The sequence below is a fragment of the Stenotrophomonas maltophilia genome (assembly GCF_006974125.1).
GTDB classification, from domain to species: Bacteria; Pseudomonadota; Gammaproteobacteria; order Xanthomonadales; family Xanthomonadaceae; genus Stenotrophomonas; species Stenotrophomonas maltophilia_O.
Map to the genome: position 1 here is coordinate 1,399,595 of NZ_CP037858.1, position 23,549 is coordinate 1,423,143.

At 66.7% G+C, this 23,549-nt stretch carries 25 protein-coding genes, 1 tRNA gene and 1 pseudogene; 9 read left to right on the top strand and 18 right to left on the bottom strand.

What is annotated here, in order from left to right; all coding sequences use genetic code 11:
- Positions 1-40 precede the first annotated feature (40 nt).
- The 4 genes from EZ304_RS06400 (at position 41) to EZ304_RS06415 (ending at position 3,948) form a co-directional block, all read left to right on the top strand.
- On the top strand, positions 41-424 hold the full coding sequence (locus EZ304_RS06400; RefSeq protein WP_099551960.1) for a CopL family metal-binding regulatory protein: 384 nt from the start codon (positions 41-43) through the stop codon (positions 422-424).
- Between the two features lie 75 nt (positions 425-499).
- Positions 500-2,323 carry a copper resistance system multicopper oxidase gene (locus tag EZ304_RS06405; RefSeq protein ID WP_142806590.1) on the top strand — a complete coding sequence of 608 codons (1,824 nt, stop codon included), beginning with the start codon at positions 500-502 and terminating at the stop codon, positions 2,321-2,323.
- Entirely contained in the window at positions 2,320-3,354 is a 1,035-nt protein-coding gene (locus EZ304_RS06410; protein WP_142806591.1) for a copper resistance protein B, read from the top strand. Before EZ304_RS06405 ends, EZ304_RS06410 begins: the two co-directional genes overlap by 4 nt.
- Positions 3,355-3,435: 81 nt before the next feature.
- A complete protein-coding gene (locus EZ304_RS06415) occupies positions 3,436-3,948 on the top strand; it encodes a GNAT family N-acetyltransferase (protein WP_142806592.1) in 513 nt (170 codons plus the stop codon).
- 75 nt (positions 3,949-4,023) lie between these two features.
- Here the strand turns inward: EZ304_RS06415 and EZ304_RS21215 are convergent.
- A pseudogene (locus EZ304_RS21215) lies at positions 4,024-4,345 on the bottom strand (zf-TFIIB domain-containing protein).
- 149 nt (positions 4,346-4,494) lie between these two features.
- On the opposite strand from EZ304_RS21215, the gene EZ304_RS06425 reads away from it, so the two are divergent.
- Together EZ304_RS06425 and EZ304_RS06430 are read left to right on the top strand one after the other, a co-directional pair.
- A complete protein-coding gene (locus tag EZ304_RS06425) occupies positions 4,495-5,262 on the top strand; it encodes a CPBP family glutamic-type intramembrane protease (RefSeq protein WP_142806593.1) in 768 nt (255 codons plus the stop codon).
- Between the two features lie 92 nt (positions 5,263-5,354).
- Positions 5,355-5,777 carry a response regulator gene (locus EZ304_RS06430; RefSeq protein ID WP_142806594.1) on the top strand — a complete coding sequence of 141 codons (423 nt, stop codon included), beginning with the start codon at positions 5,355-5,357 and terminating at the stop codon, positions 5,775-5,777.
- A gap of 47 nt (positions 5,778-5,824) precedes the next feature.
- Here EZ304_RS06430 and EZ304_RS06435 read toward each other — a convergent pair whose 3' ends face one another.
- Complete coding sequence (locus EZ304_RS06435; protein ID WP_142806595.1) at positions 5,825-6,763, bottom strand: alpha/beta hydrolase; 939 nt, start codon at positions 6,761-6,763, stop codon at positions 5,825-5,827.
- 82 nt (positions 6,764-6,845) lie between these two features.
- Positions 6,846-7,697 (bottom strand): alpha/beta hydrolase, encoded by an 852-nt coding sequence (locus EZ304_RS06440; RefSeq protein ID WP_142806596.1) that lies wholly within the window; start codon positions 7,695-7,697, stop codon positions 6,846-6,848.
- A gap of 756 nt (positions 7,698-8,453) precedes the next feature.
- On the opposite strand from EZ304_RS06440, the gene EZ304_RS06445 reads away from it, so the two are divergent.
- Together EZ304_RS06445 and EZ304_RS06450 are read left to right on the top strand one after the other, a co-directional pair.
- Positions 8,454-8,810, top strand: a complete 357-nt coding sequence (locus EZ304_RS06445; protein ID WP_142806597.1) for a hypothetical protein — start codon at positions 8,454-8,456, stop codon at positions 8,808-8,810.
- A gap of 78 nt (positions 8,811-8,888) precedes the next feature.
- Positions 8,889-9,206: a hypothetical protein gene (locus tag EZ304_RS06450; RefSeq protein ID WP_142806598.1), complete on the top strand. Its 318-nt coding sequence runs from the start codon at positions 8,889-8,891 to the stop codon at positions 9,204-9,206.
- Positions 9,207-9,278: 72 nt separating this feature from the next.
- Here EZ304_RS06450 and EZ304_RS06455 read toward each other — a convergent pair.
- Positions 9,279-9,354 (bottom strand) — tRNA-Lys (locus EZ304_RS06455).
- 178 nt (positions 9,355-9,532) lie between these two features.
- On the opposite strand from EZ304_RS06455, the gene EZ304_RS06460 reads away from it, so the two are divergent.
- A complete protein-coding gene (locus tag EZ304_RS06460) occupies positions 9,533-10,489 on the top strand; it encodes a DUF2268 domain-containing putative Zn-dependent protease (RefSeq protein WP_142806599.1) in 957 nt (318 codons plus the stop codon).
- Positions 10,490-10,592: 103 nt separating this feature from the next.
- Here the strand turns inward: EZ304_RS06460 and queC are convergent, their stop codons facing one another.
- The 14 genes from queC to EZ304_RS06530 all read right to left on the bottom strand — a co-directional run bounded on the left by queC (position 10,593) and on the right by EZ304_RS06530 (position 23,451).
- Complete coding sequence (gene queC, locus EZ304_RS06465; protein ID WP_142806600.1) at positions 10,593-11,258, bottom strand: 7-cyano-7-deazaguanine synthase QueC; 666 nt, start codon at positions 11,256-11,258, stop codon at positions 10,593-10,595.
- 78 nt (positions 11,259-11,336) lie between these two features.
- The gene (gene queE / locus EZ304_RS06470; protein ID WP_006438882.1) at positions 11,337-12,038 is read right to left on the bottom strand and encodes a 7-carboxy-7-deazaguanine synthase QueE; all 702 of its coding nucleotides are present in this window, start codon (positions 12,036-12,038) and stop codon (positions 11,337-11,339) included.
- A gap of 176 nt (positions 12,039-12,214) precedes the next feature.
- A complete protein-coding gene (ybgF, locus tag EZ304_RS06475; protein WP_033832980.1) occupies positions 12,215-13,033 on the bottom strand; it encodes a tol-pal system protein YbgF in 819 nt (272 codons plus the stop codon).
- Between the two features lie 3 nt (positions 13,034-13,036).
- A complete protein-coding gene (gene pal, locus EZ304_RS06480; protein ID WP_005410748.1) occupies positions 13,037-13,555 on the bottom strand; it encodes a peptidoglycan-associated lipoprotein Pal in 519 nt (172 codons plus the stop codon).
- A 64-nt stretch (positions 13,556-13,619) separates the two neighbouring features.
- The gene (gene tolB / locus EZ304_RS06485; RefSeq protein ID WP_032128528.1) at positions 13,620-14,939 is read right to left on the bottom strand and encodes a Tol-Pal system beta propeller repeat protein TolB; all 1,320 of its coding nucleotides are present in this window, start codon (positions 14,937-14,939) and stop codon (positions 13,620-13,622) included.
- Between the two features lie 284 nt (positions 14,940-15,223).
- Entirely contained in the window at positions 15,224-16,276 is a 1,053-nt protein-coding gene (gene tolA, locus EZ304_RS06490; protein WP_142806601.1) for a cell envelope integrity protein TolA, read from the bottom strand.
- Positions 16,266-16,694, bottom strand: coding sequence for a protein TolR (gene tolR, locus EZ304_RS06495; protein ID WP_049400778.1), 429 nt, complete (start codon positions 16,692-16,694; stop codon positions 16,266-16,268). Before tolR ends, tolA begins: the two co-directional genes overlap by 11 nt.
- A gap of 24 nt (positions 16,695-16,718) precedes the next feature.
- The gene (tolQ, locus tag EZ304_RS06500) at positions 16,719-17,498 is read right to left on the bottom strand and encodes a protein TolQ (RefSeq protein ID WP_006438802.1); all 780 of its coding nucleotides are present in this window, start codon (positions 17,496-17,498) and stop codon (positions 16,719-16,721) included.
- A gap of 10 nt (positions 17,499-17,508) precedes the next feature.
- Positions 17,509-17,940 carry a tol-pal system-associated acyl-CoA thioesterase gene (gene ybgC, locus EZ304_RS06505; RefSeq protein ID WP_099551975.1) on the bottom strand — a complete coding sequence of 144 codons (432 nt, stop codon included), beginning with the start codon at positions 17,938-17,940 and terminating at the stop codon, positions 17,509-17,511.
- Complete coding sequence (gene ruvB / locus EZ304_RS06510) at positions 17,930-18,970, bottom strand: Holliday junction branch migration DNA helicase RuvB (protein WP_005410754.1); 1,041 nt, start codon at positions 18,968-18,970, stop codon at positions 17,930-17,932. The genes ybgC and ruvB overlap by 11 nt, the downstream gene beginning before the upstream one ends.
- 546 nt (positions 18,971-19,516) lie before the next feature.
- On the bottom strand, positions 19,517-21,367 hold the full coding sequence (locus tag EZ304_RS06515; protein WP_180848865.1) for a potassium transporter Kup: 1,851 nt from the start codon (positions 21,365-21,367) through the stop codon (positions 19,517-19,519).
- Between the two features lie 118 nt (positions 21,368-21,485).
- Positions 21,486-22,079, bottom strand: a complete 594-nt coding sequence (ruvA, locus tag EZ304_RS06520; protein WP_005410756.1) for a Holliday junction branch migration protein RuvA — start codon at positions 22,077-22,079, stop codon at positions 21,486-21,488.
- 13 nt (positions 22,080-22,092) lie between these two features.
- Positions 22,093-22,614: a crossover junction endodeoxyribonuclease RuvC gene (gene ruvC, locus EZ304_RS06525; RefSeq protein ID WP_006386268.1), complete on the bottom strand. Its 522-nt coding sequence runs from the start codon at positions 22,612-22,614 to the stop codon at positions 22,093-22,095.
- 105 nt (positions 22,615-22,719) lie between these two features.
- Positions 22,720-23,451 (bottom strand): YebC/PmpR family DNA-binding transcriptional regulator, encoded by a 732-nt coding sequence (locus tag EZ304_RS06530; protein ID WP_099552808.1) that lies wholly within the window; start codon positions 23,449-23,451, stop codon positions 22,720-22,722.
- Positions 23,452-23,549 lie beyond the last annotated feature (98 nt).

Genomic DNA, 23,549 nt, shown 5'->3' on the forward strand with positions numbered 1-23,549 from the left:
CGGAAGTGCATCCACGCCCGCTTGCGGCTAGATTAGCGCCATGTCCCTGGCCTCGACCCTGCTCCGTGTCGTGCTCATGCTCAGCCTGTTGCTCAACGGGCTGAACGCGGCCATGGCCAGCGGTCATGAGGAAATGGGGCGGATGGCCCATGCCATGGCCGCCACGGTTGGAGGCGGCGATGCCGACTGCCACCACCACGCCGCCATGCAGGCCGACGAGGCCCCGCAGGCCAAGGCCCCGGCCCACGACGCCCACTGCCAGATCAAGGACTGCGTGCGCAGTTGCGCCCAGCACCCGCTGCTGGTGGTGCAGCCGTTGCCGTACCTGGCGGGCCCGGCGTTGTCGCTGGCACCACAGCCGATGCCGGCCACCGGTCGCCCGTCGCCGCCGCTGCCGCCCATCTCACGCCCTCCCATCGGCTGATTCCCCACGCACTGTGCGCCCTGCGCACCGAAGCCGGCGACCTGCCGGCGTCTTTCCGTGTCTGGAGTCTCCACCATGAATACCCGCAATCCCCCCGGTCCGGGCGCTGTGCCCATGCCGTCGCGACGCCTGTTCGTACAGGGTCTTGCCGCCGGTGGCGTGGTCGCCGGCATCGCTGCCGTCGGCGTGCCGCAGCGCGCGCTCGCCGCCGCTACTGCCGCCCCAAGGCTGGCCGGCGCCCCCGCCGTCCTCACCGACACCCGCGTCGAACTGGCCATCGGCGAATCGCTGGCCAATTTCACCGGCCGCACCCGCCCGGCAATCACCGTCAACGGCTCGCTGCCGGCCCCGATCCTGCGCTGGCGCGAAGGCCAGACCGTGGACCTGTTCGTGCGCAACACGCTGGAACGCCATCCGACCTCGATCCACTGGCACGGCATCCTGCTGCCGGCCAACATGGACGGCGTGCCGGGCCTGAGCTTCAACGGCATCGGCCCCGGCGAGACCTACCACTACCACTTCCAGCTGAAGCAGTCGGGCACCTACTGGTACCACAGCCACTCGATGTTCCAGGAGCAGGCCGGCCTGTACGGCGCGCTGATCATCGACCCGGCCGAACCGGCGCCGTACCACCACGACCGCGAGCACGTGATCATGCTGTCCGACTGGACCGACATGGATCCCGGCGCGCTGTTCCGGCGCATGAAGAAGCTGGCGGCCTACGACAACTACTACATGCGTACGCTGCCGGACTTCCTGCGCGACGCGAAGCGCGACGGCTGGTCGGCGGCGCTGTCCGACCGCGGCATGTGGGGTCGGATGCGGATGACGCCGACCGACCTGTCCGACGTCAACGCAAACACCTATACCTACCTGATGAACGGCACCGCCCCGGCCGGCAACTGGACCGGCCTGTTCCGCAGTGGCGAAAAAGTGCTGCTGCGCTTCATCAATGGCGGGTCGATGACCTACTTCGACGTGCGCATCCCCGGTTTGAAGATGACCGTGGTCGCCGCTGACGGCCAGTACATCCACCCGGTCAGCATCGACGAATTCCGCATCGCTCCCGCCGAAACCTACGACGTGCTGGTGGAACCCACCGGCCAGGACGCCTTCACGATCTTCTGCCAGGACATGGGCCGCACCGGCTACGCCGCGGGCACACTGGCCGTACGTCATGGCTTGCAGGCGCCGATTCCCGAGCGCGACCCACGCGTGCTGCTGACCATGGCCGACATGGGCCACGGCATGTCGGGCCACGACATGGGCGGTGGTGGCCACGGCGGTCACAACATGGCCGCGATGAAGGGCATGGAAGGCGGCTGTGGCGCCAGCATGGGCCACGGCGCGCCCGCCGGCGGCGATACCGCCAAGGCACCGAAGCATCCGGCCAGCGAGCGTAACAACCCGCTGGTGGACATGCAGAGCTCGGCCACAGAACCGAAACTGGACGACCCCGGCATCGGCCTGCGCGACAACGGCCGCCAAGTGCTGACCTACGGCGCGATGCGCAGCCTGTTCGAGGACCCGGATGGCCGCGAGCCGAGCCGCGAGATCGAGCTGCACCTGACCGGCCACATGGAGAAATTCTCCTGGTCGTTCGATGGCATTCCGTTTGCCAGCGCCGAACCGCTGCGGCTGAACTACGGCGAGCGCATGCGCATCGTGCTGGTCAACGACACCATGATGCAGCACCCGATCCACCTGCACGGCGTGTGGAGCGATCTGGAAAACGCGCAGAGCGAATTCCAGCTGCGCAAGCACACCATCGACATGCCGCCCGGCACGCGCCGCAGCTATCGCGTGCGCGCCGATGCCCTCGGCCGCTGGGCCTACCACTGCCATCTGCTGTACCACATGGAAGCGGGCATGATGCGCGAAGTGAGGATCGAAGAATGAGCCGCTCACTCCTTTCCCCCAGCCTGCTGGCGCTGGGCCTGGCCGCCGCATTGCCGGTGTTCGCGCAGTCGCACACCGGGCATGACATGGGCGCGATGGATCCGCCCGCGAAGGCCACGAAGTCCGCGAAAACCCCGGCCGAACCGGTCGATCATTCGAAGATGGATCATTCGAAGATGGACATGGACGCGGCAGATCACGCCGGCATGGACCACTCGAAGATGGACCATGGCACAACGCAGCCAGCGGCGATGGACCATTCCAGGATGGATCACTCCAGGATGGATCATGCGGCAATGGGCCACGGCACGCCCGCGACCACCAAACCGCGCGAGCCGATCCCGATTCCCACCGATGCCGACCGCGCTGCCGCATTCCCGCCGATCGCGCATGGTGCGATGGAGCATGCACCGGAGATCAACAGCCTGCTGCTGATCGACCGGCTTGAGCATTGGGATGGCAAGACCAGCAACGGCCAGGCCTGGGAAGCCACGGGTTGGATCGGTGGCAACATCAACCGCCTGTGGCTGCGCACCGATGGTGAACGCAGCCGTGGCCGCACCGAATCGTCATCGTTGGAGGCTCTGTACGGCCGTAGCGTGTCGCCGTGGTGGGACGTGCTGGTCGGTGTACGCCAGGACTTCCGGCCAGCCGACTCGCGCACGTGGGCGGCCATTGGCATCCAGGGCCTGGCGCCGTACAAGTTCGAAAGCTCGGCCACGCTGTACATGGGTTCCGGTGGCCAGGTTCTGGCCACCGCCGAAGTCGAGTACGACGTGCTGCTGACCAACCGTTTGATCCTGCAGCCGCTGCTGGAAGCCACGGTGGCGGCCAAGGATGAACCGGCGTACGGCATCGGCCGCGGCCTGAACAAGGTCGAAGCCGGGCTGCGACTGCGCTATGAGTTCAGCCGCCGCTTCGCGCCGTACATCGGCATCAGCCACGAACGCAGTTTCGGCGACACCGCCGACTATGCCGGTGACCACGCGCGCGACACGCGTTGGGTCGCCGGCGTCCGCATGTGGTTCTGATCAGCGGATTGTGAGCAACCGCCAGCCCCGGCAACCGCCGGGGCCGGCTACACTGCGGCCCGTTCCATTGCAGGCCCCGCCATGTCGTTGCAGATCCGCCGCGCCACCCTCGCCGATGTCGACGCACTGTCGGCCATCGCCATCACCACCTACAACGAAACCTGGGGCGACTCGTACCCGGCGCAGGAGCTGCTGGATTTCCTGCAGGCGCACTACAGCAGCGAACCGCAGCGCGCCGAACTGTCCGACCCGCGCAGTGCGATCTGGCTGCTGATGGACCGCGACAACGTGGTCGGTTATCTGGCCGCCGGTGCCAACACCCTGCCGCACACGGATGCACGCGAGGGCGACATCGAACTGAAGCGGTTCTACATCCTGGCTGCACACCAGAACGGCGGCCATGGCGCACGCCTGATGGATGCGTTCATGGAGTGGCTGGACCACCCGCACCACCGCACTCTGTGGGTGGGCGTGTGGGAAGAGAACTTCGGCGCGCAGCGCTTCTACGCGCGCTATGGCTGCAGCAAGGTCGGCGAGTACGACTTCATCGTCGGCGACACCCACGACCGCGAGCTCATCCTGCGCCGACCGTGACCGCATCCCTGTAGCGTCGAGCCATGCTCGACCATGGCCTGCAACATCCAGTCGAGCGTGGCTGGACGCTACAAATCAGAAATCGAACAACTCCGACAGGAAGCTGTCCTTCTTCTTTTTCTTGTAGCCGTGGCCGTACTGCTGGCCACGGTTGTCCTCGTAGCGCTGGCCAAGGTGGCGGGTATCGCGATGCATCACCGGGGGGGGGCGCGGCGGCCGGCTGCGACTGCACCGGGGCCGGCGCTGGTACCGCAGCACCAGCACCGGCGCGCTCGATGATCTTGTCCAGCTCGCCACGATCCAGCCACACGCCGCGGCAGCCCGGGCAGTAATCGATCTCGATGCCGTGGCGCTCGGCCATCTGCAGGGGCTGGGTCTTGCATACGGGGCACAGCATCGGCATTGCTCCTGTCAGTCTGGCGTCGACTGTACCTGCCCGGTGATGACTGTGCGGCAACGCATGACCGATGGCACAGGGACTTCCGGCGCGTGCCGGCGGAAGCGGCCGGCCCGACACTGCGGCCTTGTCCCGCAGGGAGTGCGCGCATGACCATGCTGTCCCGCCTGCCCAACCCGGTGCGCCTGTTGCTGGTGCTGCTGGGCGTTGGCCTTGGCCTGAACCTGCGCGATATCGCCGCGTCCGTCGGTGCACCGATTCCTGCGCTGCTCATCCCCTATGGCGGCAGCCTGCTCGACAACGCGCTGGCCGTGCTGATGGCGCTGCTGCTGGCTGCGCTGCTGCATCCCCGCGGCACAGGCCTGATGGCCAGTCTCGGGCTGCGCGGCAACGGCTGGAGCGGCCCGGGGTGGGTGCTGCTGGCCAGCCTGCCGTGCTGGCTGGGCCTGGCGCTGTTGGGAACGCCCAACACCGCACTGACCGCCCTCGACGCGGCAATGCTCACCATCCTGTTCCCACTGGCCGAGGAAGTACTGTTCCGCGGCCTGGGTTTCATCCTGCTGGTGAAGATCGTGCGTGGCCCGTGGCCCCTGCTCGCACTGCCGCAGGCGCTGCTGTTCGGCTGGGTGCACTGGCTGGGCTTCGGCGGCTTCGACGGCGGAGGCACCGCCCTGTTCGTCGGCGCGGTGATCGCACTGGGCGGCTTCGTCTTCGCCTGGCTGGACCATCTGGATGGCGACACCCTGTGGTGCGGTCTGTCCCTGCACATCTCGATGAACCTGGCGTGGAATGTGTTCAGCCTCGATGACGCCGTCGCGCTCGGCTGGCAGGCCACCAGCCTGCGCATCGGCACCGCGCTGCTGGCAGTGGCGGTGCTGGCCTGGCAGGTGCGCCGCCGGCGCCAGCATCGGCTGTAACGCCCACTTAGCCTGGCGTGCACGCCGGGATCACCCCCGGCTTGCGCATACTTGCGCGCCTTTTCATTGCTGCTTTCCGGAGCTGTAGCGTCATGTTGTTGTCCAAGCGCCACGTCGAACCCTGCGTCCTTCTGATCGAGGACGCCGAGGAAACCCGCGAGCTGAGCCGTCTTGCGCTGGAAAGCCAGGCCTGCCACGTAGTGGGCGTGAGCTCCGCCGAAGCAGCGCTGGGCCTGCTCGCCGCTGGCGAGCGTTTCGATCTGCTGTTCACCGACGTCAATCTGGGCCCGATCAGCGGCATTGAAGCCGCCAACCGGGTCCGCGGCCTGTATCCCCAGCTGCCGATCCTGGTGACGTCGGGCATGGACCAGCACCAGGTGCTGCCGCAGCTGCGCGATGGCATCCATTTCCTGCCCAAGCCCTACAACATGAGCGAGCTGCTCGATGCCATCCGGCTGTGCTTCCGGCATGCCGATGTGGGCGTGTTGACCGGACCGGACGCACAGGCGGCGTGAGGCATTGATCCACGCGCATCCACGCCATGCGTGGATGCCGCCCGCCATCAACCGCTGCTGTACGGTCCGGTACCCGGAAACACCTTCAACAGCGCGCGGGTGATCATGTCCGGATACACGGTGAAGTGGTCCTCGTCATCGATCACCATGTTCTCCACCTTCAACGATCGCCCGCTGCCGCGCAGCTGCTCGGCGAATTCGGCGTTGTGGCGCAGCATGTCGTTGCGGGTGAAATAGCGCGGTTCGGGCTTGACCGTCTCGAAGCTGCCGACTGACAGCACCACCGTGGTCGGCTGCGCGGGCGTCGTTGCCTCGGCCTGCAGGCGCGGCACAAGATGGTTGTCGAACCACAGCGACGGGCTGGACAGGATGTAGGTGCGGAACATGTCCGGGCGCGTGGTCAGCACATAGGCGCCGAACAGGCCTCCGTAGGAATGACCCGCATAGGCGCGCCGCGCCGGATCGGTGCGATAGCGCGCGTCGATCATCGGCAGCACCTGCTCGGCGAGGAAATCGCGGTAGTGCGCCGCGCCGCCATAGCTGACGTCATCACTGTAGTCACGCGGATCGGTACGCGCCGGGTCGCTGGGCGTGTAATCGCGCGAGCGGCTCTGCTTGGAGGTCAGGCCCTCCTGCGGCGGCAGCCCGACCAGGATGAAATCCTCCAGGTTGACGCCCTTCTGCCCCACCATGTTGCGCACGCTGCGCACCAGCGGGAAGCTGTAAAGCGCATCGGTCACGTACAGCACCGGGTAGTGCTTTTCCGGATGCGCGGCGTAGTCGGCCGGCAACGCCACCCAGACCGGATAATCACGGCCGATTGGATCGTGCACGCGCAATGCCTCGGTATCCGGCAGTACCACGCCCGGCGTGGCGGCGACCGCACTTTCCTTCGCTTCATTCTGCGCTGCCGGCGGTGCCACCGACATCGCACAGCCACTCACGGCCAGGCAGGCCGCCACACTCCATCCACGCACACGCTGCATCTACACGCTCCCGTTGCGGGCGGCGCACCCGATGGCGCCGCTGCCGCATCCTTGCATGCTGCGCAACCCGCTGCCAGTGCGGTCAGGGCGAGGCCGGCGGCGGTGCCGGGAACAGCGTGCGCAGCGCCTGCAACGCGGCCGGATGATAGATCGTGGCGTGGGTTTCTTCCGGCAGCGGAAGGTACTTCACCAGCGGCGACGGCGAGGCCTGTTCCAGCAGCGTAGCCAGCTGTGCCGTGGATTTGGCCAGTTCCGGCTGGCCGCTACTGGCCAGGAACACGCGCGGCTGCGCATGCGTCAACGCCGGCAGCTGCTTGGCGGCACCGGCCAGCATCGTGCCCCGGTTCCACCACAGGCTGGGGTCCAGCGCGATGTAGCTGTTGAACAGCGACGGCTCCTGCAGCAGCGTCTCGACCACGAACAGGCCGGCCAACGATTCGCCGATCAGCGCGCGCTCGTCGGTGATCGGGTAGCGCTGGCGTACCTGCGGCATCAGTTCATCGCGCAGGAACGTGCGGTAGGCCGCCGAACCACCGATGCGCGGCGCGATCTTCTGGTCCTGCGGATCCTTGCTGGGGCCGGTCATGTCGCGGCGGCGCTCGGTGTTCTCGATGCCGACCAGCAGGAACGGACGCATGCTGCCATTGCCGCTCAGCACCTGCACCAGCCCCGCCACATGCAGGAAATCCTCGCCGATGCCACCGTCGGGCATGTAGAGCACCGGCAGCGGCGCCTTCGGGTCCAGGCCCCACGGCTGCGGGCGGTAGACATTGATGCGGCGGGTCTCGCCCAGCGCCTTCGACGCGATGGTGAAGGTCTCGCCGATCACCAGCGGGGTTGCGGCAGCTGATTGTGCGGACAGCGCCGGTTCGGCCGCCATCAAGGGTGCGGCGGTGATGGCGGACAACAACAGCGACAGCACGATGAGGCGCATGGGGAAAACCCATCCTGGGAAAGAGACCGAGGATACCGCCCTGCCGCAGGCATTGGCGGCTTCGGCACGCTCAACACCCCTGCCAGATGCGTAGATCCACGCCATGCGTGGATGGACCACTGTAGAGCCGAGCCCACGCTCGGCTCGGCATTGGCGCGAACCGCAGCCGAGCATGGCTCGGCTCTACAACACCTCACCCAGGCGCGGACGCCAACACCTCGGTCGTCGCAAATGCACCGACATTTGAGGGCATGACTCGCTGGTCGTGCCACCACTGCAGGCGAAAATCACGCCAACTTTCCACGTGATACATCACGGCATCGTCGCCGCCACCAGCTGTTCTCGACATTTTCCACCGCGGTAAGCCCGGCGCAAGCATGAACACGTCGCGCGCTGTCGCTTGCTGCATCAGATGTGCCTGCGCCACCATCGTCGCGCGCCTGGGTACTGCATTTCTCTTCGGAGAATCCTCATTGAAATCCAAGCGCGTGCGTAAACACCATGCAGCGCCACCGACAACGGGTGGCACCGGGCCTGCAAGCCCGTGATGACTGTAAGCATGTTGTTTGCGCTCACCCGCCGACACTGTCCCTGGACCGTGCCGGCGGGTGATCCGTCGGCCTTCATGGCGGGCGGTGCGTGGGGGTTTTCGGACCCGCCGGTTAACTGCTTACTGTCATCCCGGCTTGCAGCCACGCATCGCCTGCCACCCGTCCTACGCGGTGGCATTCCCACCCCAGCGCCGAGGAAGCCGACATGAACCAGCGTCCGTCCTATGCTTCAGATTCCGCCAGCGTCAACGATGACGACGACAACCCTTCGCCCGAACTGAGCAGCTTCCTGGGCTGCCTCAGACGCATCCGCGCGGGCGAAGGCGCCGATGACTTGCCCTGGCCTGAAACCAGCCTTTCCGCAGGGCGCGGGGTTGCCCTGTCGCGGGTGGAACGGGCCGCCATCGGCATGCTGACCGTGGCGGAAATGCTGCACGCAGCCAACCGTTGTCGATCGATGGCAACACCGGAACGCCATCTGGATGAGGGCGTGGTCGAGGGGCTGTTCTTCGCCTGCCGCAGCCTGGCGGAGCTGGTGTGCCGGGATGTGCGGCCGGAGTAGATACACCCGTGCCACGAACCGGCCCATACTGGGGCCGGACCGACCCCGAGTCCCATCGAAACCTACAAGGAGGTTTGCATGTTGAATGTCGTGATCGTTGCCGCGCTGGCTGCTGGCCCCGCTGCATCCGTACCGTACGCCGATTGCCTGCTCAGCAACATTCAGCCTGGCCTGTCCGATCGCGCTGTGCAGCTTGTGCAGCAGGCCTGTGCCGCGAAGCACCCCGACAGTTTCCTTGCCTCGCTGGAACTGGAGCGCACCTACAGCGTCCAGCGGCAGGCGCGGTTCGATGCGGATCGTACCGCGGCCGAGCGGGCCGCCAACGCCGCAGCCTCTGCCGCACAGGCAGCGGCGGAGCGCGAGGCGGCGCGAGCGCAGGGTGCCAAGGCCAAGTAGGGGTTGGCGCAAGCAACAAAAAAGGCACCGCTTGACGGTGCCTTTCTGAATGACCTGGGTCATTGGATGCAATGGTGGGCCGTGAAGGATTCGAACCTTCGACCAAAAGATTAAAAGTCTTCTGCTCTACCGACTGAGCTAACGGCCCATTGCACTGCCCCAGCCTTTCGGCGGGGTGGGCATTCTACCCTACTTTGCCGGGCCGGGTGAAACCCTGGTGCGTCGAGGTTGCCGGCCAGCGGCCGGCACTACCCGATCTGGTGAGCCCTCTTAAACCTTCCGGGCCTCCGACGCATCCCAGCTGTGATTCCTACCCGGAGCCGCGGATGCGCCTGCCCTTCTGCCTCATTGCCGCCCTGCTGCTGCCCTGCGCAGCCCTGGCCGCCCCCTCCCAGGTCGTCACCGACGACATCGCCCGCTTCTGGGCCACCTACGACGCGGTGCGCGCCGAGCCCGATGCCGAGCGCCGGGTGGCGCTGGTCCAGCAGCGCTACATCGATCCAGGCAGCCCCGGCCTGCATGCGCTGATGCAGGTGCGCAACTACACCGCCCGCGAGTACGCCGAGGCCATGCAGGCGTGGCCGCGCTTCTGGACCTCGGTACGCCCGCTCACCGCCAACGCGCAGCAGGCCAATGCCACGCTGAAGCGCGATCTGGCCGCGTTCCGTGCGCTCTACCCTGCCCTGCGCCCGGCCACCATCACCTACGCGGTGGGCGTGCTGCGTACCGGTGGTACCACGCTGGGCGACAAGGTGCTGATCGGCGCGGAGATGGCGCTGGGCGATGAGCGCGTGGACGTGAGCGAGCTGCCGGAGAAGATGCGCGAGCGCCTGCGGATCTTCTACGACAGCCGTCCCGGCGCGAACAACGCGCAGAACAACCTGCACGAGTACGTGCATACGCAGCAGCGCGAGACCACCGGCAGCGTGGCCCAGTACGCGGTACGCGAGGGTGTGGCCGAGTATGTGGCCGAACGGTTGAGCGGGCGTCGGCCGGCATTGCCGCTGTACACCTACGGGCCCGCGCACGAGGTGGAGATCCGCGCGCGTTTCGTCGCTGAAATGGACGGCGAGGATCTGGACAACTGGCTGTACAACAGCGCCCGCAACGCGTTCGGGGTGAGTGATGTGGGGTACTACGCCGGCTATCGCATCGCGCAGGAATATATGCGGCAGCAGGTCGATGAGAAGGTGGGGATCGCGCGGATGATCGAATTGGATTACACAGATCCGGCTGCAGTGCGGGCGTTTATTGAAGCGTCGGGGTGGTTGCAGCGGCGGTAGCGCCGGGCCGTGCCCGGCGCACAGTGCCAACCAAGGTTGGCACCCACCGAGGGAAGTTCACATCCACCAGGGAAGCCGGCCAGCGGCCGGCTCTACCGTGCAATCAGGCGTACAGCGTGGGGTCGGCCACGCCGGCCTCGGCGAAGCCCTGTGCGCGCAGGCGGCAGGCATCGCAATGGCCGCAGGCGGCGCCGTTGGCGTCGGCGTTGTAGCAGGACACGGTCAGGCCGAAGTCCACGCCCAGGCGCACGCCTTCGCTGACGATCTGGCCCTTGCTGAGGAACTGCAGCGGGGCATGCACCTTGATGCCCGCGCCTTCCACGCCCGATTTGGTGGCCAGGTTGGCCAGCGCCTGGAACGCGGCCACGAACTCGGGGCGGCAGTCCGGGTAGCCGGAGTAGTCCACCGCGTTGACGCCGCAGAAGATGTCGTTGGCGCCGAGCACTTCGGCCCAGCCCAGGACCAGCGACAGCATGATGGTGTTGCGCGCCGGCACGTAGGTGACCGGGATGCCGGCACCACCGGCCTCGGGCACGTCGATGTCGTCGGTCAGTGCCGAGCCGCCGATGCTGCGCAGGTCCACGTCCACGGTCTTGTGCGCGACCACGCCCTGGGCCTTGGCCACGCGGGCGGCGGCGTCCAGTTCGGAGGTGTGGCGCTGGCCATAGCGCACGCTCAGGGCATGCACGGCGAAGCCCTGTTCCTGGGCCATGGCGATGACGGCGGCTGAATCCATGCCGCCGGAGAGAAGCACGACTGCCTTCTTCATGGGTAAAACATCCGGTTGGGAGGGGAAAGCCAGCACGCTGTCCCGCGCCGGAGTTACATCAGGGAACGTTGCCTGGGCTCATCGGCCCGGCTCGTCGTTCCACAGGATTTTATGCAACTGCATCTGGAAGCGCACCGGCAGCCGGTCTTCGACGATCCAGTCTGCCAGCTGCCGCGCAGTGATCTCGCCCTTGCTGGGCGAGAAGAACACGGTGCAACGCTTCACCAGCTCGTGTTCGGCCAGCAGGGCCTTGGCCCAGTCGTAATCCTCGCGGCTGCAGATGACGAACTTGATCTGGTCCCGGGCGGTCAGCAGCGGCAGGTTGTCCCAGCGGTTGCGCGCCACTTCGGCCGAGCCCGGGGTCTTGATGTCGACCACGCGCGATACGCGCGGGTCCACCGCGCTGACGTCCAGCGCGCCGGAGGTCTCCAGCGAGACGTCCATGCCGGCATCGCACAGCTTCTGCAGCAGCACCAGGCAGCGCTTCTGCGCCAGCGGCTCGCCGCCGGTCACGCAGACGTGACGCACGCCCTGCGCCAGCACCTCGGCCACGATGTCGTCGATGTCCCACCAGGTGCCGCCATGGAAAGCGTAGGCCGTATCGCAGTACTGGCAGCGCAGCGGGCAGCCGGTCAGGCGCACGAACACGGTCGGCCAGCCGGCGGTATCGGCTTCGCCCTGCAGCGAGGTAAAGATCTCGGTGATCTTCAGGCGCGGCAGCGGCGACTGCACGATGTCGCTGGGGGTGGCGACGGCGTTGGACGGGGTAACGGCGGTCATGGCGGGCACTTCTTGGGGGGACACGTGGCGGGTGGGCTACCGTGGCCGGTAACGAAAGCAGCCGAGCATGGCACGGCCCTACAACAGCAACCGGACGGGTTTGCCGGTCCGGAAACGAAAGCAGCCGAGCATGGGCTCGGCTCTACAGGGCAGCTATTGTACGCCCGGTCAGCGGATCAGCGGATCTGCTTGCCCAGGCGGATGGACTGCAGCCGGTCCTGGGCGGTGCGCGCGGCGTCCGAGCCCGGGTACTGCGCCACGACGGTCTCCAGCGTCTGCTGGGCCTGGTCGACCTTGCCCTCGCCATACTGCGAGAGGCCAACCTTGAGCAGGCCGCCAGCGGCCTTGTCGTGGGTCGGATAGCGCGCGAGCAGTTCACGGAACTGGGTCTCGGCCATCGGGAAATTGCGGGTGGCGTAGTAGCTCTCGCCCAGCCAGTACAGCGCGTTCGGCGCGTAGACGCCGTTCGGATACAGCTGCAGGAAGCTCAGGAACAGCTGCGCCGAATCATCGTACTTGCCGGCCTTCAGCGAATCGAAGGCAACGTTGTAGGAGGTGCGCTCGTCGCCGGTGGCGGCAAGGCTGCCGGCATCACCATGGACCGAAGGCGGCCGCTCGGAAGTGGCCGCCGCTGCGGGTTTTGCCGGGGCCGGTGCGGCCTTCGGCGCGCTCGCCGGAACGGGCGGCAGGGCTGGGGCGGCATTGCCCCCTTCCAACCGGTTCAGGCGGCTGTCCAGATCCAGGTACTGGTCCTGGGCGGACTGCTTGAGCTGGGCGTTGTCGTGCTGCAACTGCTCGATCGAGGCCTGCAGGCTGGTGACCTGCTGCCGCAGCTGGTTGATCTGGTTCAACAGGTCCTGGTTGGCACTGTTGTTGTACATCTGCTGCTCGAGCGCGCCGACACGGTCAGCCAGGCTCTGTCGCTGTGCATGCGCCGGTGCGGCAGCCACGAGGGCTGCCGCAACGACCAGCATCAGTTTGATGCCAATGCGCATGGATTACTGCGCGGTGTAGACGATTTCGACGCGACGGTTCTGCGACCAGCAGGACTCGTTCGACTCGGTGCAGACCGGACGCTCTTCACCGTAGGACACGACGGTCAGCTGCGAAGCCGAGCCACCGTTGGCCTGCAGGGCCGAGTTGACGCCGTTGCCACGACGCTCGCCCAGGGCCTGGTTGTACGCGCGCGAACCGCGCTCGTCGGTGTGACCCTGCAGGGTGATGCGCGAGGACGGACGGTCACGCAGGTACTTGGCGTGGCAAGCCATGATGGCCTGGAATTCCGGCTTCACGTCTTCCTTGTCCAGGTCGAAGTAGACAACGCGCTGGCGCAGGCAAGCGTCGGTGTCCAGGTCGCCCGGGCCGTACAGGCCGGAGGTCGACGGACCGGTCGGGGTGGTGGTCGAGGTGCCGGTGTCGACCGGGGCTGCCGGCTCTTCCTTCACCTTCTTCGAGCAACCGGCCAGGACGGCCACAGACAGCAGGGAAACAAGCAGAACGCGGGTGGACTTGTTCATGGCGATACCTTTGTGGCTCCTAGGCCGATGAGGGGTTCAAGACAACGAAAATATTAACACTCTTTTAGCGCTGGGTACGGTATGGGGACCATGCCGGTTCGCGCACATCACCATCGGCCAGGACCAGGCGCTGGCGGACCCGCGCATCGGCCGAGACGGCATACAACACACCACGGCCACCTTCGCGGGCGGCGTACAACACCATGCTTGCGTTGGGCGCAAAGCTCGGCGATTCATCCAGCGAACCCGGGGACAGCGTGCTCCAGCGCGGCGAACCCAGCGAGCTGTCCATCATCGCGATCTTGTAGCTGTTGCCCGAACCCTGGGCGACGGCGATCTTCTTGCCGTCGTAGGACACCGAGGGCTTGGCATTGTAGTTGCCCTGGAAGGTCACGCGCTCGGCGCTGCCGCCGCCTGCGCCGACCTTGTAGACCTGCGGACGGCCGCCACGGTCGGAGGTGAAGTACACCGCGCTGCCGTCCGGCGCCCAGGTCGGCTCGGTATCGATGGCGAAGTGGTTGGTCAGCTGGGTCAGCTGCTTGCTGCCCAGGTCCATCACGTAGATTTCCGGGTTGCCCGAACGCGACAGGGTCAGGGCCAGCTTGCGGCCGTCCGGCGAAAACGCCGGGGCGCTGTTGATGCCGCGGAAGCTGGTGACCAGCTCACGCGCGCCGGTGCCGATGTTCTGGATGTAGATGGCCGAATTGCCACGCTCGAAGCTGACGTAGGCCAGCTTGCTGCCATCCGGGCTCCACGACGGCGACAGCAGCGGCTCGGCCGAACGCACGATGGTCTGCGGGTTGTAGCCGTCGGAGTCGGCCACCATCAGCGCATAGCGCATGGCGTCGCCCTTGCCGCTGGCGGTCACGTAGGCGATGCGGGTCCAGAAGGCGCCGCGCACACCGGTGATCTTCTCGTAGATGGCGTCGGCCATCTGGTGGGCAACGTCGCGCATGGCGTTGCCACGGGCGGTCATCGCCAGGCCCAGCAGGCGCTCGCCCTTGGGTACGTCGAACAGTTCGTACTCGACGCGGTAGGCGCCAGCACCGGCGTCGAGCACGCGGCCGACCACGATGTAGTTCTGCTTCAGCGCACGCCAGGTGGCGAACTGGATGTCACCGCCGCGCACCGGCTTCTCGACGATCTGCGCTTCGGGCAGCGTGCGGAACTGGCCCGAACGCTCCAGGTCGGCACGGACCACGCCAGCGACGTCGGTCTGCGGTGCAGCCGCCGAACCCTGGTAGGGCATCGGCACGATGGTGATCGGCAACGCGGAGGCATTGCCGCCGATGATGTCGATATCCAGCCCCTTCTGCTGCGCGACGGCAGCAAAGGGCAGCAACAGGGCCGCAAACACGGCAAGCCAGCGAGGCATCTTTTTCATGGAGCGCTCAATAAGGGGGAAACCGGAACGAGGGATAACAAAGCGGAAGTGAACCGCTTCGCAATCATGAACCAAGGGTACGTGAATTCCGGGTCAGTTCCAGCCCGTCCTCTCACGCACCGTTAACGTCGTGGCTAACATCGCGCCCGCCTGCCCCGTCACGCCGCCCTGCGGGGCGGTGTTCGACAGCAGTCCACAGACTGCCCGGCCGGAACCGGGCCCACCAGAGGCAAGCGCGACATCCGTTGGCGTGGGCGGCCTGATGACCGCCCTGCCTCGCCCGATCAATCCTGAGCGGTAAAGGTCAGATTGAGCGTGCGGTTGAACACCGACTCGAAGCCCCGGTACGGCAGCGGCTGGGCGTTGAGCACAGCGGCCTCGATCGAGCGCTTGCCGGCCTCGTCATAGGGGCAATTTGCACCGACCTTGGCCTGCAGCACCTGTCCACCCGGGATCTGGGTGATGGTCACCTGGCACCTCTGCCCCAGCGGCACGCTGTCCGGGCGGGTCCAGGTATCACGCACCTTGGCCTGGATCGCCGCAACGTACTTGGCAGTCAGATCGTCGCTGTTGCCACCACCACCGGCAGCCGGTTGGGAGGCACCGCTGGAACCGGCAGCGGCACTGCCGGCGGCATTGCGCGCGGCGGCCACCTGGCGCAGCTTCTGCTCGGCCAGCTTGGCTTCCTTCTCGGCCTGCTCGCGGCGGGCACGGATCTCGGCGATCTTCTTCTGCTTCTCGGCCTCGGCCTTGTCAGCGGCCACGCGCTCCTGCTCGGCCTGCTTCTTCTTCTCGTCCGCTTCCTGCTGCTTGGCCAGGCGCAGCTTCTGCTCCGCCTCTTCCTGGCGCTTGCGTTCGGTCAGGTCGATCTGCTCCTGGCGGCGCTTGGCTTCCTGTTCCTGCTTGGCCTTCTCCTGCGAGATGGCCAGCGCGCTCACCGCTTCCTGATCCTTGGTGTCCGGCTGCGCGACGCGCTCCTGCGCCTGTTGCTGCTGCGGCGTGGGGGCGTCCTGCGGGCGCGGCTCGGGGATCGGCTGCGGCGGCGGGATGGTGTCTTCCGGCACCGGGACCGGCTCGGCCACCGGCGGCGGCAGGTCTTCCAGCTTTTCCGACTGGCGCAGGGCCTGGCGCGCGGCAGAAGCCTCCGACGCAGACAGCGCCAGGCTGGCCTCGACCGACGGATCACCCGCGGCGGCGTCGGTGTTGCGCTCGGGTGACCAGAACCAGGCCACGATGAAGACCAGCGCGACCAGCAGGTGCACCAGCAACGCCAGCGCCAGGGGCAGGCCCCAACCAGGTTCGCGCTGCTGTGGAGGTGGCAGGGCGTCAGCGTGCATCGGTGGCCAGGCCTACCTTGTCTACCTTGGCGCGCTTGATCACATCCATCGCGGCGATGACCTTTTCATAGGCCACGGCACGGTCGGCGGCGACGATCACGCGCACGCCCTTGTCCTGGGCGGCGATGCCGGCCAGGCGGCCTTCCAGTTCCTCGGCCGACACGGCGGTCGGGTCCTTGGCGTCGGGCAGCTTCAGGCTGAGCTGGCCGTCCTGGCGTACCGAGACGATCACCGGGTCCTGCTTGCTCTCCAGCGCCTTGGCGTTGGACTGCGGCAGGTCGACGTCGAAGCTCAGCGTGAGCAGCGGTGCAGTGACCATGAAGATGATCAGCAGCACCAGCATGACGTCGATGTAGGGAACGACGTTGATTTCCGATTTCAGCTTGCGGCGCTTGCGGCGACCGATGGCAGCGGACATGGCTTGGACTCCCGGGTCAGGCGCTTACTCGTCGCCAGCGCTCTGGCGCTGCAGGATGGAGCTGAACTCTTCGGCAAAGGTCTCGAACCGCACCGACATGCGCTCAACGCGGGTGGTGAAGCGGTTGTAGGCCCACACTGCCGGGATGGCCACGAACAGGCCGATGGCGGTGGCGAACAGCGCTTCGGAGATGCCCGGGGCAACGGCGGCGATGCCGGCCTGTGCGCCGCTGCTGATCATGTCGTGCATGGTCACCATGATGCCGAACACGGTGCCGACCAGGCCCACGTACGGGGCGGTCGAGCCGATGTTGGCCAACAGTTCCAGGTTGCGCTCGAGCTGGTCCACTTCGCGGGTGTAGGTGGTGCGCATGGCACGCTGTGCGCCTTCCAGCTGCGCGCGGCCGTCCAGCCGGCGCTTGTCGCGCAGGCGGGTGTATTCGCGGAAACCGGCTTCGAAGATGGCTTCCAGGCCGCCGACATTGCGGCTGCGGTCGGTGGCCGAGCTGTACAGCTTGCCCAGGTCGGCACCGGACCAGAAGCGGTTCTCGAACTCGTCGGCTTCACGGGTGGCCTGCTTGAACACGCGGGCCTTGCGGAAAATGATCACCCAGCTGACGAACGAGCCGACCAGCAGCAGCAGCACGATGATCTTCACCGGCAGGCTGGCCTTGGCCATCAGCTCGAGGTAGTTGATGCCGCCGCCGGTGGTGGCCTGGGCAAGGGTCTGGGTCGCGGCGTTGCTGACGTCGGCCGGCAGTGCCTCGGTGACCGTGGCCTGCAGGGCCAGGAGCGTTGCGATCATCCGTTGTTCCTCAAAGTTCGGATTCGGGGTGGAGGTGGGGTTGCAGCATGGCAAGGACGGCCTCGTCCATGCCACGCGGGCGGAAACTGGCCGCTTCCAGTGCGGCGATGCGGACCTGGGCCGACAGCAGCAGTTCGCCGTCGCGCAGGATCTGCTGCTCGAAGACCATGCTGGCCTTCTTCAGCTGGACCAGGCGGGCGCTCACCTGCAGGATGTCATCCAGCCGTGCCGGCCTGATGAAATCCATCTGCATCGAGCGCACCGCGAAGATCATGCCGTGCTCGATGCGCATGCGCTCCTGGCCGTAGCCCAGCGCGCGCATCCATTCGGTCCGGGCCCGTTCCATGAAGGCCACGTACCGGGCGTGGTAGACCACGCCACCGGCATCGGTATCTTCCCAGTAAATGCGTGTCGGCCAACTGAATCGCGGCTCAACCGACATCGGGAACCTCGGCGAACAGGTCCTGCGGCGGGTTCTTGGGTTTCAGGCCCATGTGCCGGTAGGCCTTGTGGGTGGCCATGCGGCCACGCGCGGTGCGCACCAGGAAGCCCTGCTGGATCAGGTAGGGTTCGACCACGTCTTCCAGCGTGCCGCGCTCTTCGGACAGCGCCGCGGCCAGCGATTCGATGCCGACCGGGCCACCATCGAAGTAGTCCACCATTGTTTTCAGCAGGCGCCGGTCGAGCTCGTCGAAGCCTTCCGGGTCGACCTTGAGCATCTTCATCGCAGCCTGGGCCACGGGCTCGTCGATGTGGCCACCGGCCTTGACCTGCGCGTAGTCGCGCACGCGTCGCAGCAGGCGGTTGGCGATACGCGGCGTACCACGCGCGCGGCGCGCGATCTCCCCTGCCCCATCGGCGGTGCAGTCGATGCCGAGGATGCTGGCGGAGCGGCGCACGATCCGGGTCAGTTCCTCGACGCTGTAGAACTCCAGGCGCTGGACGATGCCGAAGCGGTCGCGCAGCGGCGCGGTCAGCAGGCCGGCGCGGGTGGTGGCGCCGATCAGGGTGAACGGCGGCAGGTCGATCTTGATCGAGCGCGCCGCGGGGCCCTCGCCGATCATGATGTCGATCTGGAAGTCTTCCATGGCTGGGTACAGCACTTCCTCGACCACCGGCGACAGGCGATGGATCTCGTCGATGAACAGCACGTCGTGCGGCTGCAGGTTGGTCAGCAGCGCGGCCAGGTCGCCGGCCTTTTCGATCACCGGGCCGGAAGTCACGCGCAGGGCCACGCCCAGTTCGTTGGCAATGACGTGGCTGAGGGTGGTCTTGCCCAGGCCCGGCGGGCCGAAGATCAGCACGTGGTCGAGCGCGTCGCCACGCCCCTTGGCCGCCTGGATGTAGATTTCCATCTGCTCGCGCACCGGCACCTGGCCGAGGTAATCGGCAAGGCGCTTGGGGCGGATGCTGGCGTCGGCGGCGTCATCCTCGCGGGTGGCGCCGGCGCCGATGATGCGGTCGTCGGTCATGTGCTGATTATGCGGCAAAAGTACGGGTTTCGGCCGGGCTGCGCCCGGCACCCGCAGAGGCAACGGCAACATCCAGAGCAACAGCCGTAGCGGGCTTCCTGGGGAATGGCGGGGTGGGTCCGGTTGCGGGGGACGCTGCAAGTACGTCCATGTAAGCTCGGTCGCCGCATCCATGCGGCTCACGCCCCCGCAACCGGACCCACCCCGCCTTCGACAGGTTTCTGCGATCTGTCTGGATGGCGTGGCCTGTGCCTGCTCTTGGTGGGTGTCGACCTTGGTCGACACGGTAGATCCACGCCATGCGTGGATTGAACAGAGGGGGAGAGTTGGCTCAGCTTCTGGCGCGCGGTGCCTCCGCAAGCGGAGCCCCCTTGTTGTTCAAGGGGGCGCGCCGATAGGCGGGGGGATAAGGTGGAATGCGCGGAACGCCGGCGCCAAAGGCGCCTGCGTTTCAAGGGGGCACGCCGACAGGCGCGGGGATAAGGTGGAATGCGCGCGGGGCCCGCGGTTTGCGCAGCAAATCGTGGGACGTAGCGCAGGTGGAGATTAAATCTCCACCTGCGCACCGAGTTCGACGAGGCGGTTGCCCGGGATGCGGAAGAAGCCCGTGGCCGGGGCCGCGTTGCGATGCATCAGCGCGAACAGCTTGTCGCGCCAGATCGGCATGCCGCGATTGGCGGTGGCCACGATGGTCTCGCGGCTGGCGAAGAAGGTGGTGTCCATCGGGTCGAAGTAGATGCCGCCGTGGTCGCACGAGCGCATCAGCGCCAGCGGCACGTCCGGGGTCTCCATGAAGCCGAAGCGCACGTAGACCCGGTAGAACTCGTCGCCCACCGATTCGATCTTCAATCGCTGCCCCTCCGGCGCGTACGGCACCGGCAGCGTGACCACGTGCAGGAACACGTTGCGCTCGTGCAGCACCTTGTTGTGCTTGAGGTTGTGCATCAGCGCATGCGGGGCCACGGTCGGGTCGGCGGTGAGGAACACTGCGGTGCCCGGCACGCGCACCGGCGGTGCCAGCATCAGGCCCGGCAGGAAGGTATCCAGGCGGATGCCGTCCTTGCGGATCTCATCGCGCAGCAGTTCGCGGCCACGGCGCCAGGTGCGCATCATGGTGAACAGGAAGATGCCCAGCACCACCGGGAACCAGGCACCCTGCAGCAGCTTGGCGCCGTTGGCGATGACAAAGCCGAGGTCGATGATGAAGAACACCACGCACAGCGGCAGCAGCCAGGCGCGTGCCTTCGGCCACAGCGAGCGGGCCACCAGGGCCAGCAGCAGGGTATCGATCAGCATGGTGGCCGACACCGAGATGCCGTAGGCCACGGCCAGGTTGGACGAGCTGCGGAAGGCCAGCACCAGGCCGATCACCATCACCGCAATGCCCCAGTTGATGCCCGGGATGTAGATCTGGCCGATGGTGTCGTGCGAGGTGTGCTTGATGCGCATGCGCGGGATGTAGCCCAGCTGCATGGCCTGGCGCGAGACCGAGAACGCGCCGGTGATCACCGACTGCGAGGCGATCACCGCCGCCATCGTGGCCAGGATGATCATCGGGTACAGCGCCCACGACGGCACGGCCTCGAAGAATGGATTCTTCAGCGCCTCGGGATGATTGAGCACCAGCGCGCCCTGCCCCAGGTAGTTCAGCACCAGGCACGGCAGCACGAAGAAGTACCAGGCATGGCGGATCGGCTTGGCACCGAAGTGGCCCATGTCGGCGTACAGCGCTTCGCCGCCGGTCACCGCCAGCACCACCGCACCGAGGATGAAGATGCCGTGCCAGCTGTGCTCCATGAAGAAGCGGATCGCCCACCACGGGTTGAAGGCCTTGAGCACTTCCGGCGCGTCGACGATGTTGTAGATGCCGATTGCCGCAAGCGAGATGAACCAGACCGAGGTGATCGGGCCGAACGCCTTGCCGATCTTCTCGGTACCGAAGCGCTGCGCGGCAAACACCATCAGCAGCACCACCACCGTGATCGGCACGATGAAGGCATGCAGGCCGGGGGCTGCCACCTCCAGGCCCTCGACCGCACCCAGCACTGAAATGGCCGGAGTGATCACGCCGTCGCCGAAGAACAGCGAGGCGCCGAAGATGCCGAGGATGCCCACCACGTAGGCCGAGCGCGACCCGTTGCGCAGCGTGCGCTGGGTCAGCGCCATCAGCGCCATGATGCCGCCCTCGCCGTCATTGTCGGCGCGCATGATGATGGTCACGTACTTCAGCGTGACCACGATGTTCAGCGCCCAGAATGCCAGCGAAAGCACGCCCAGCACGGTGTCGTGGTCGCTGTTGAGCCCGTAGTGCGGCGAGAAGGCCTCCTTCAGGGTGTACAGCGGGCTGGTACCGATATCGCCGAAGACCACGCCGATCGCACCGATGATCAGCGCCATGCCTCCGGCTGGAGGAGCGTGACCGTGGCCGCCGGGGGCAGCTGCGTGCGGGGTTTGACTGCTGGACATGGGACTCCTGGCGAAGCTCAGGCGGTTCGTTGTAGGAAAGGAATGCGGATCAGCGCAGCGCCGACTGCAGCGCCTTGCGGATCACGGTGGCCACTTCGTCGCCTTCATTGAAGGCGTCCCGGGCCATGCGGGCGGCTTCAGCCGGCTTGTAGCCCAGCTGCTGCAGCGCCACGGTGGCGTCGGACAGCGGGTCGGCCGGGGCCGGGCCGCTGCCGGTGGGCAGCGCGCCGCCGGCACCGAACTGGGCGGCGCGGTCGCGCAGTTCCAGCACCATGCGCTCGGCGGTCTTCTTGCCGATGCCCGGGATGCGGGTCAGCGCGGTGATGTCACCGGCCTGGACCATGCGCGCAAACTCCTCGACGGTGACGCCGGACAGCACGGCCAGCGCGATCTTCGCGCCGATGCCACTGACCTTCTGCACGTCGCGGAACAGGCGCCGCTCGCCTTCGCGCAGGAAGCCATACAACGAGACGCTGTCTTCCTTCTGCGAGTAATGGGTGTACAGGGTGACCTCGCGGCCGAGCTCGGGCAGGTCATAGAAGGTGCTCATCGGCGCCTCCAGCTCGTAGCCCACTCCGTTCACGTCCACCACCAGCCACGGCGGCGCCTTGTAGGCGACGATGCCGCGCAGTCGACCGATCATTGCGTGCAGCTCCTCATTTGCGGCCCCACGCCTGGCGGGCACTGAGCCCCAGGCGGTTGGCCGTCGCCCTTACGTGGGCATGGGTGATCGCCACCGCCAACGCGTCGGCCGCGTCGGCCTGCAGCTTGGTTTTCAGGTTGAGCATGAGCCCGACCATGTGTTGAACCTGTTGCTTTTCGGCACCACCGCGCCCGACCACCGCCAGCTTGATCTCGCTGGCCGCGTACTCGTGCACCGGCAGGTCGCGCAGCACCACGGCCGAGATCGCCGCGCCACGGGCCTGGCCCAGCTTCAGCGCCGAATCGGGGTTGCGCGCCATGAACACGCGTTCGATGGCCACTTCCTGTGGCTCGTATTCGCGGCACAGGTCGGCCAGGCCCAGCACCAGCAGCTTCATGCGCTGCGGGAAGTCGTCGGCGCCCAGCAGCACCAGCGGCTGGTGATGCACGTGGCTGACGCGGCCGGTGGCATCGACATCAATGATGCCCACCCCGGTCCGCTGCGAACCGGGGTCGATGCCGAGGATGCGGGTCATGCTGCGCTCCTGGCGGGGCGGAACGGAATGCGCTGGCAGGCGTATGGGCTCATGACTGTCCGCGGTGACCGTTCAACGGCCCGCGCCCAGGCCGTCAAAGACGGCTCAGGCGTAGGCGTCGGCGCCGAGTTCGGCGTTGGAGTACACGTCCTGCACGTCGTCCAGGTCTTCCAGCATGTCCAGCAGCTTCTTGACCTGAAGGGCGACGTCGCCTTCGACCTTGATGTCGTTGTCGGCGCGGAAGGTGATCTCGGCGTGGTCGGCGACATGGCCCGCAGCGGTCATTGCATCCTTGACCGCGTTGAACGCGTCAGGGCTGGTGACCACATCGATCGAGCCATCGTCCGGATAGACCACGATGTCATCGGCGCCGGCCTCGATGGCCGCTTCGGTGATGGCTTCCTCGTCGGCGCCCGGGGCGAAGCTGAGCACGCCCAGGCGCTTGAACATGAAGGCCACCGAGCCTTCGGTGCCCATGTTGCCGCCGCACTTGCTGAACGCATGGCGGACATCGGCCACGGTGCGCACGCGGTTGTCGGTCAGGCAGTCGACGATCACGGCCACGCCACCCGGGGCGTAGCCCTCGTAGCGGATTTCCTCGTAATCGACGCCTTCCAGTTCACCGGTGGCCTTCTTGATGGCGCGTTCGATCACGTCCTTGGACATGTTCACGGCCAGGCCCTTGTCCATCGCCACGCGCAGGCGCGGGTTGTTGTTGGGGTCGCCTCCACCGCCGCGCGCGGCAACGCCGATCTCACGGATGATCTTGGTGAAAATCTTGCCGCGCTTCGCGTCGGACGCGTTCTTGCGGGCTTCGATGGAGGGGCCTCTACCCATGGGTGCTACCGTCTGGCTGCTTCAGGATCAAGGCGCGGATTCTACCTGATCGGGGGCGGCAACCGTGTCTAGGGCTGAAGTGGTGTCGGGAAGGCACC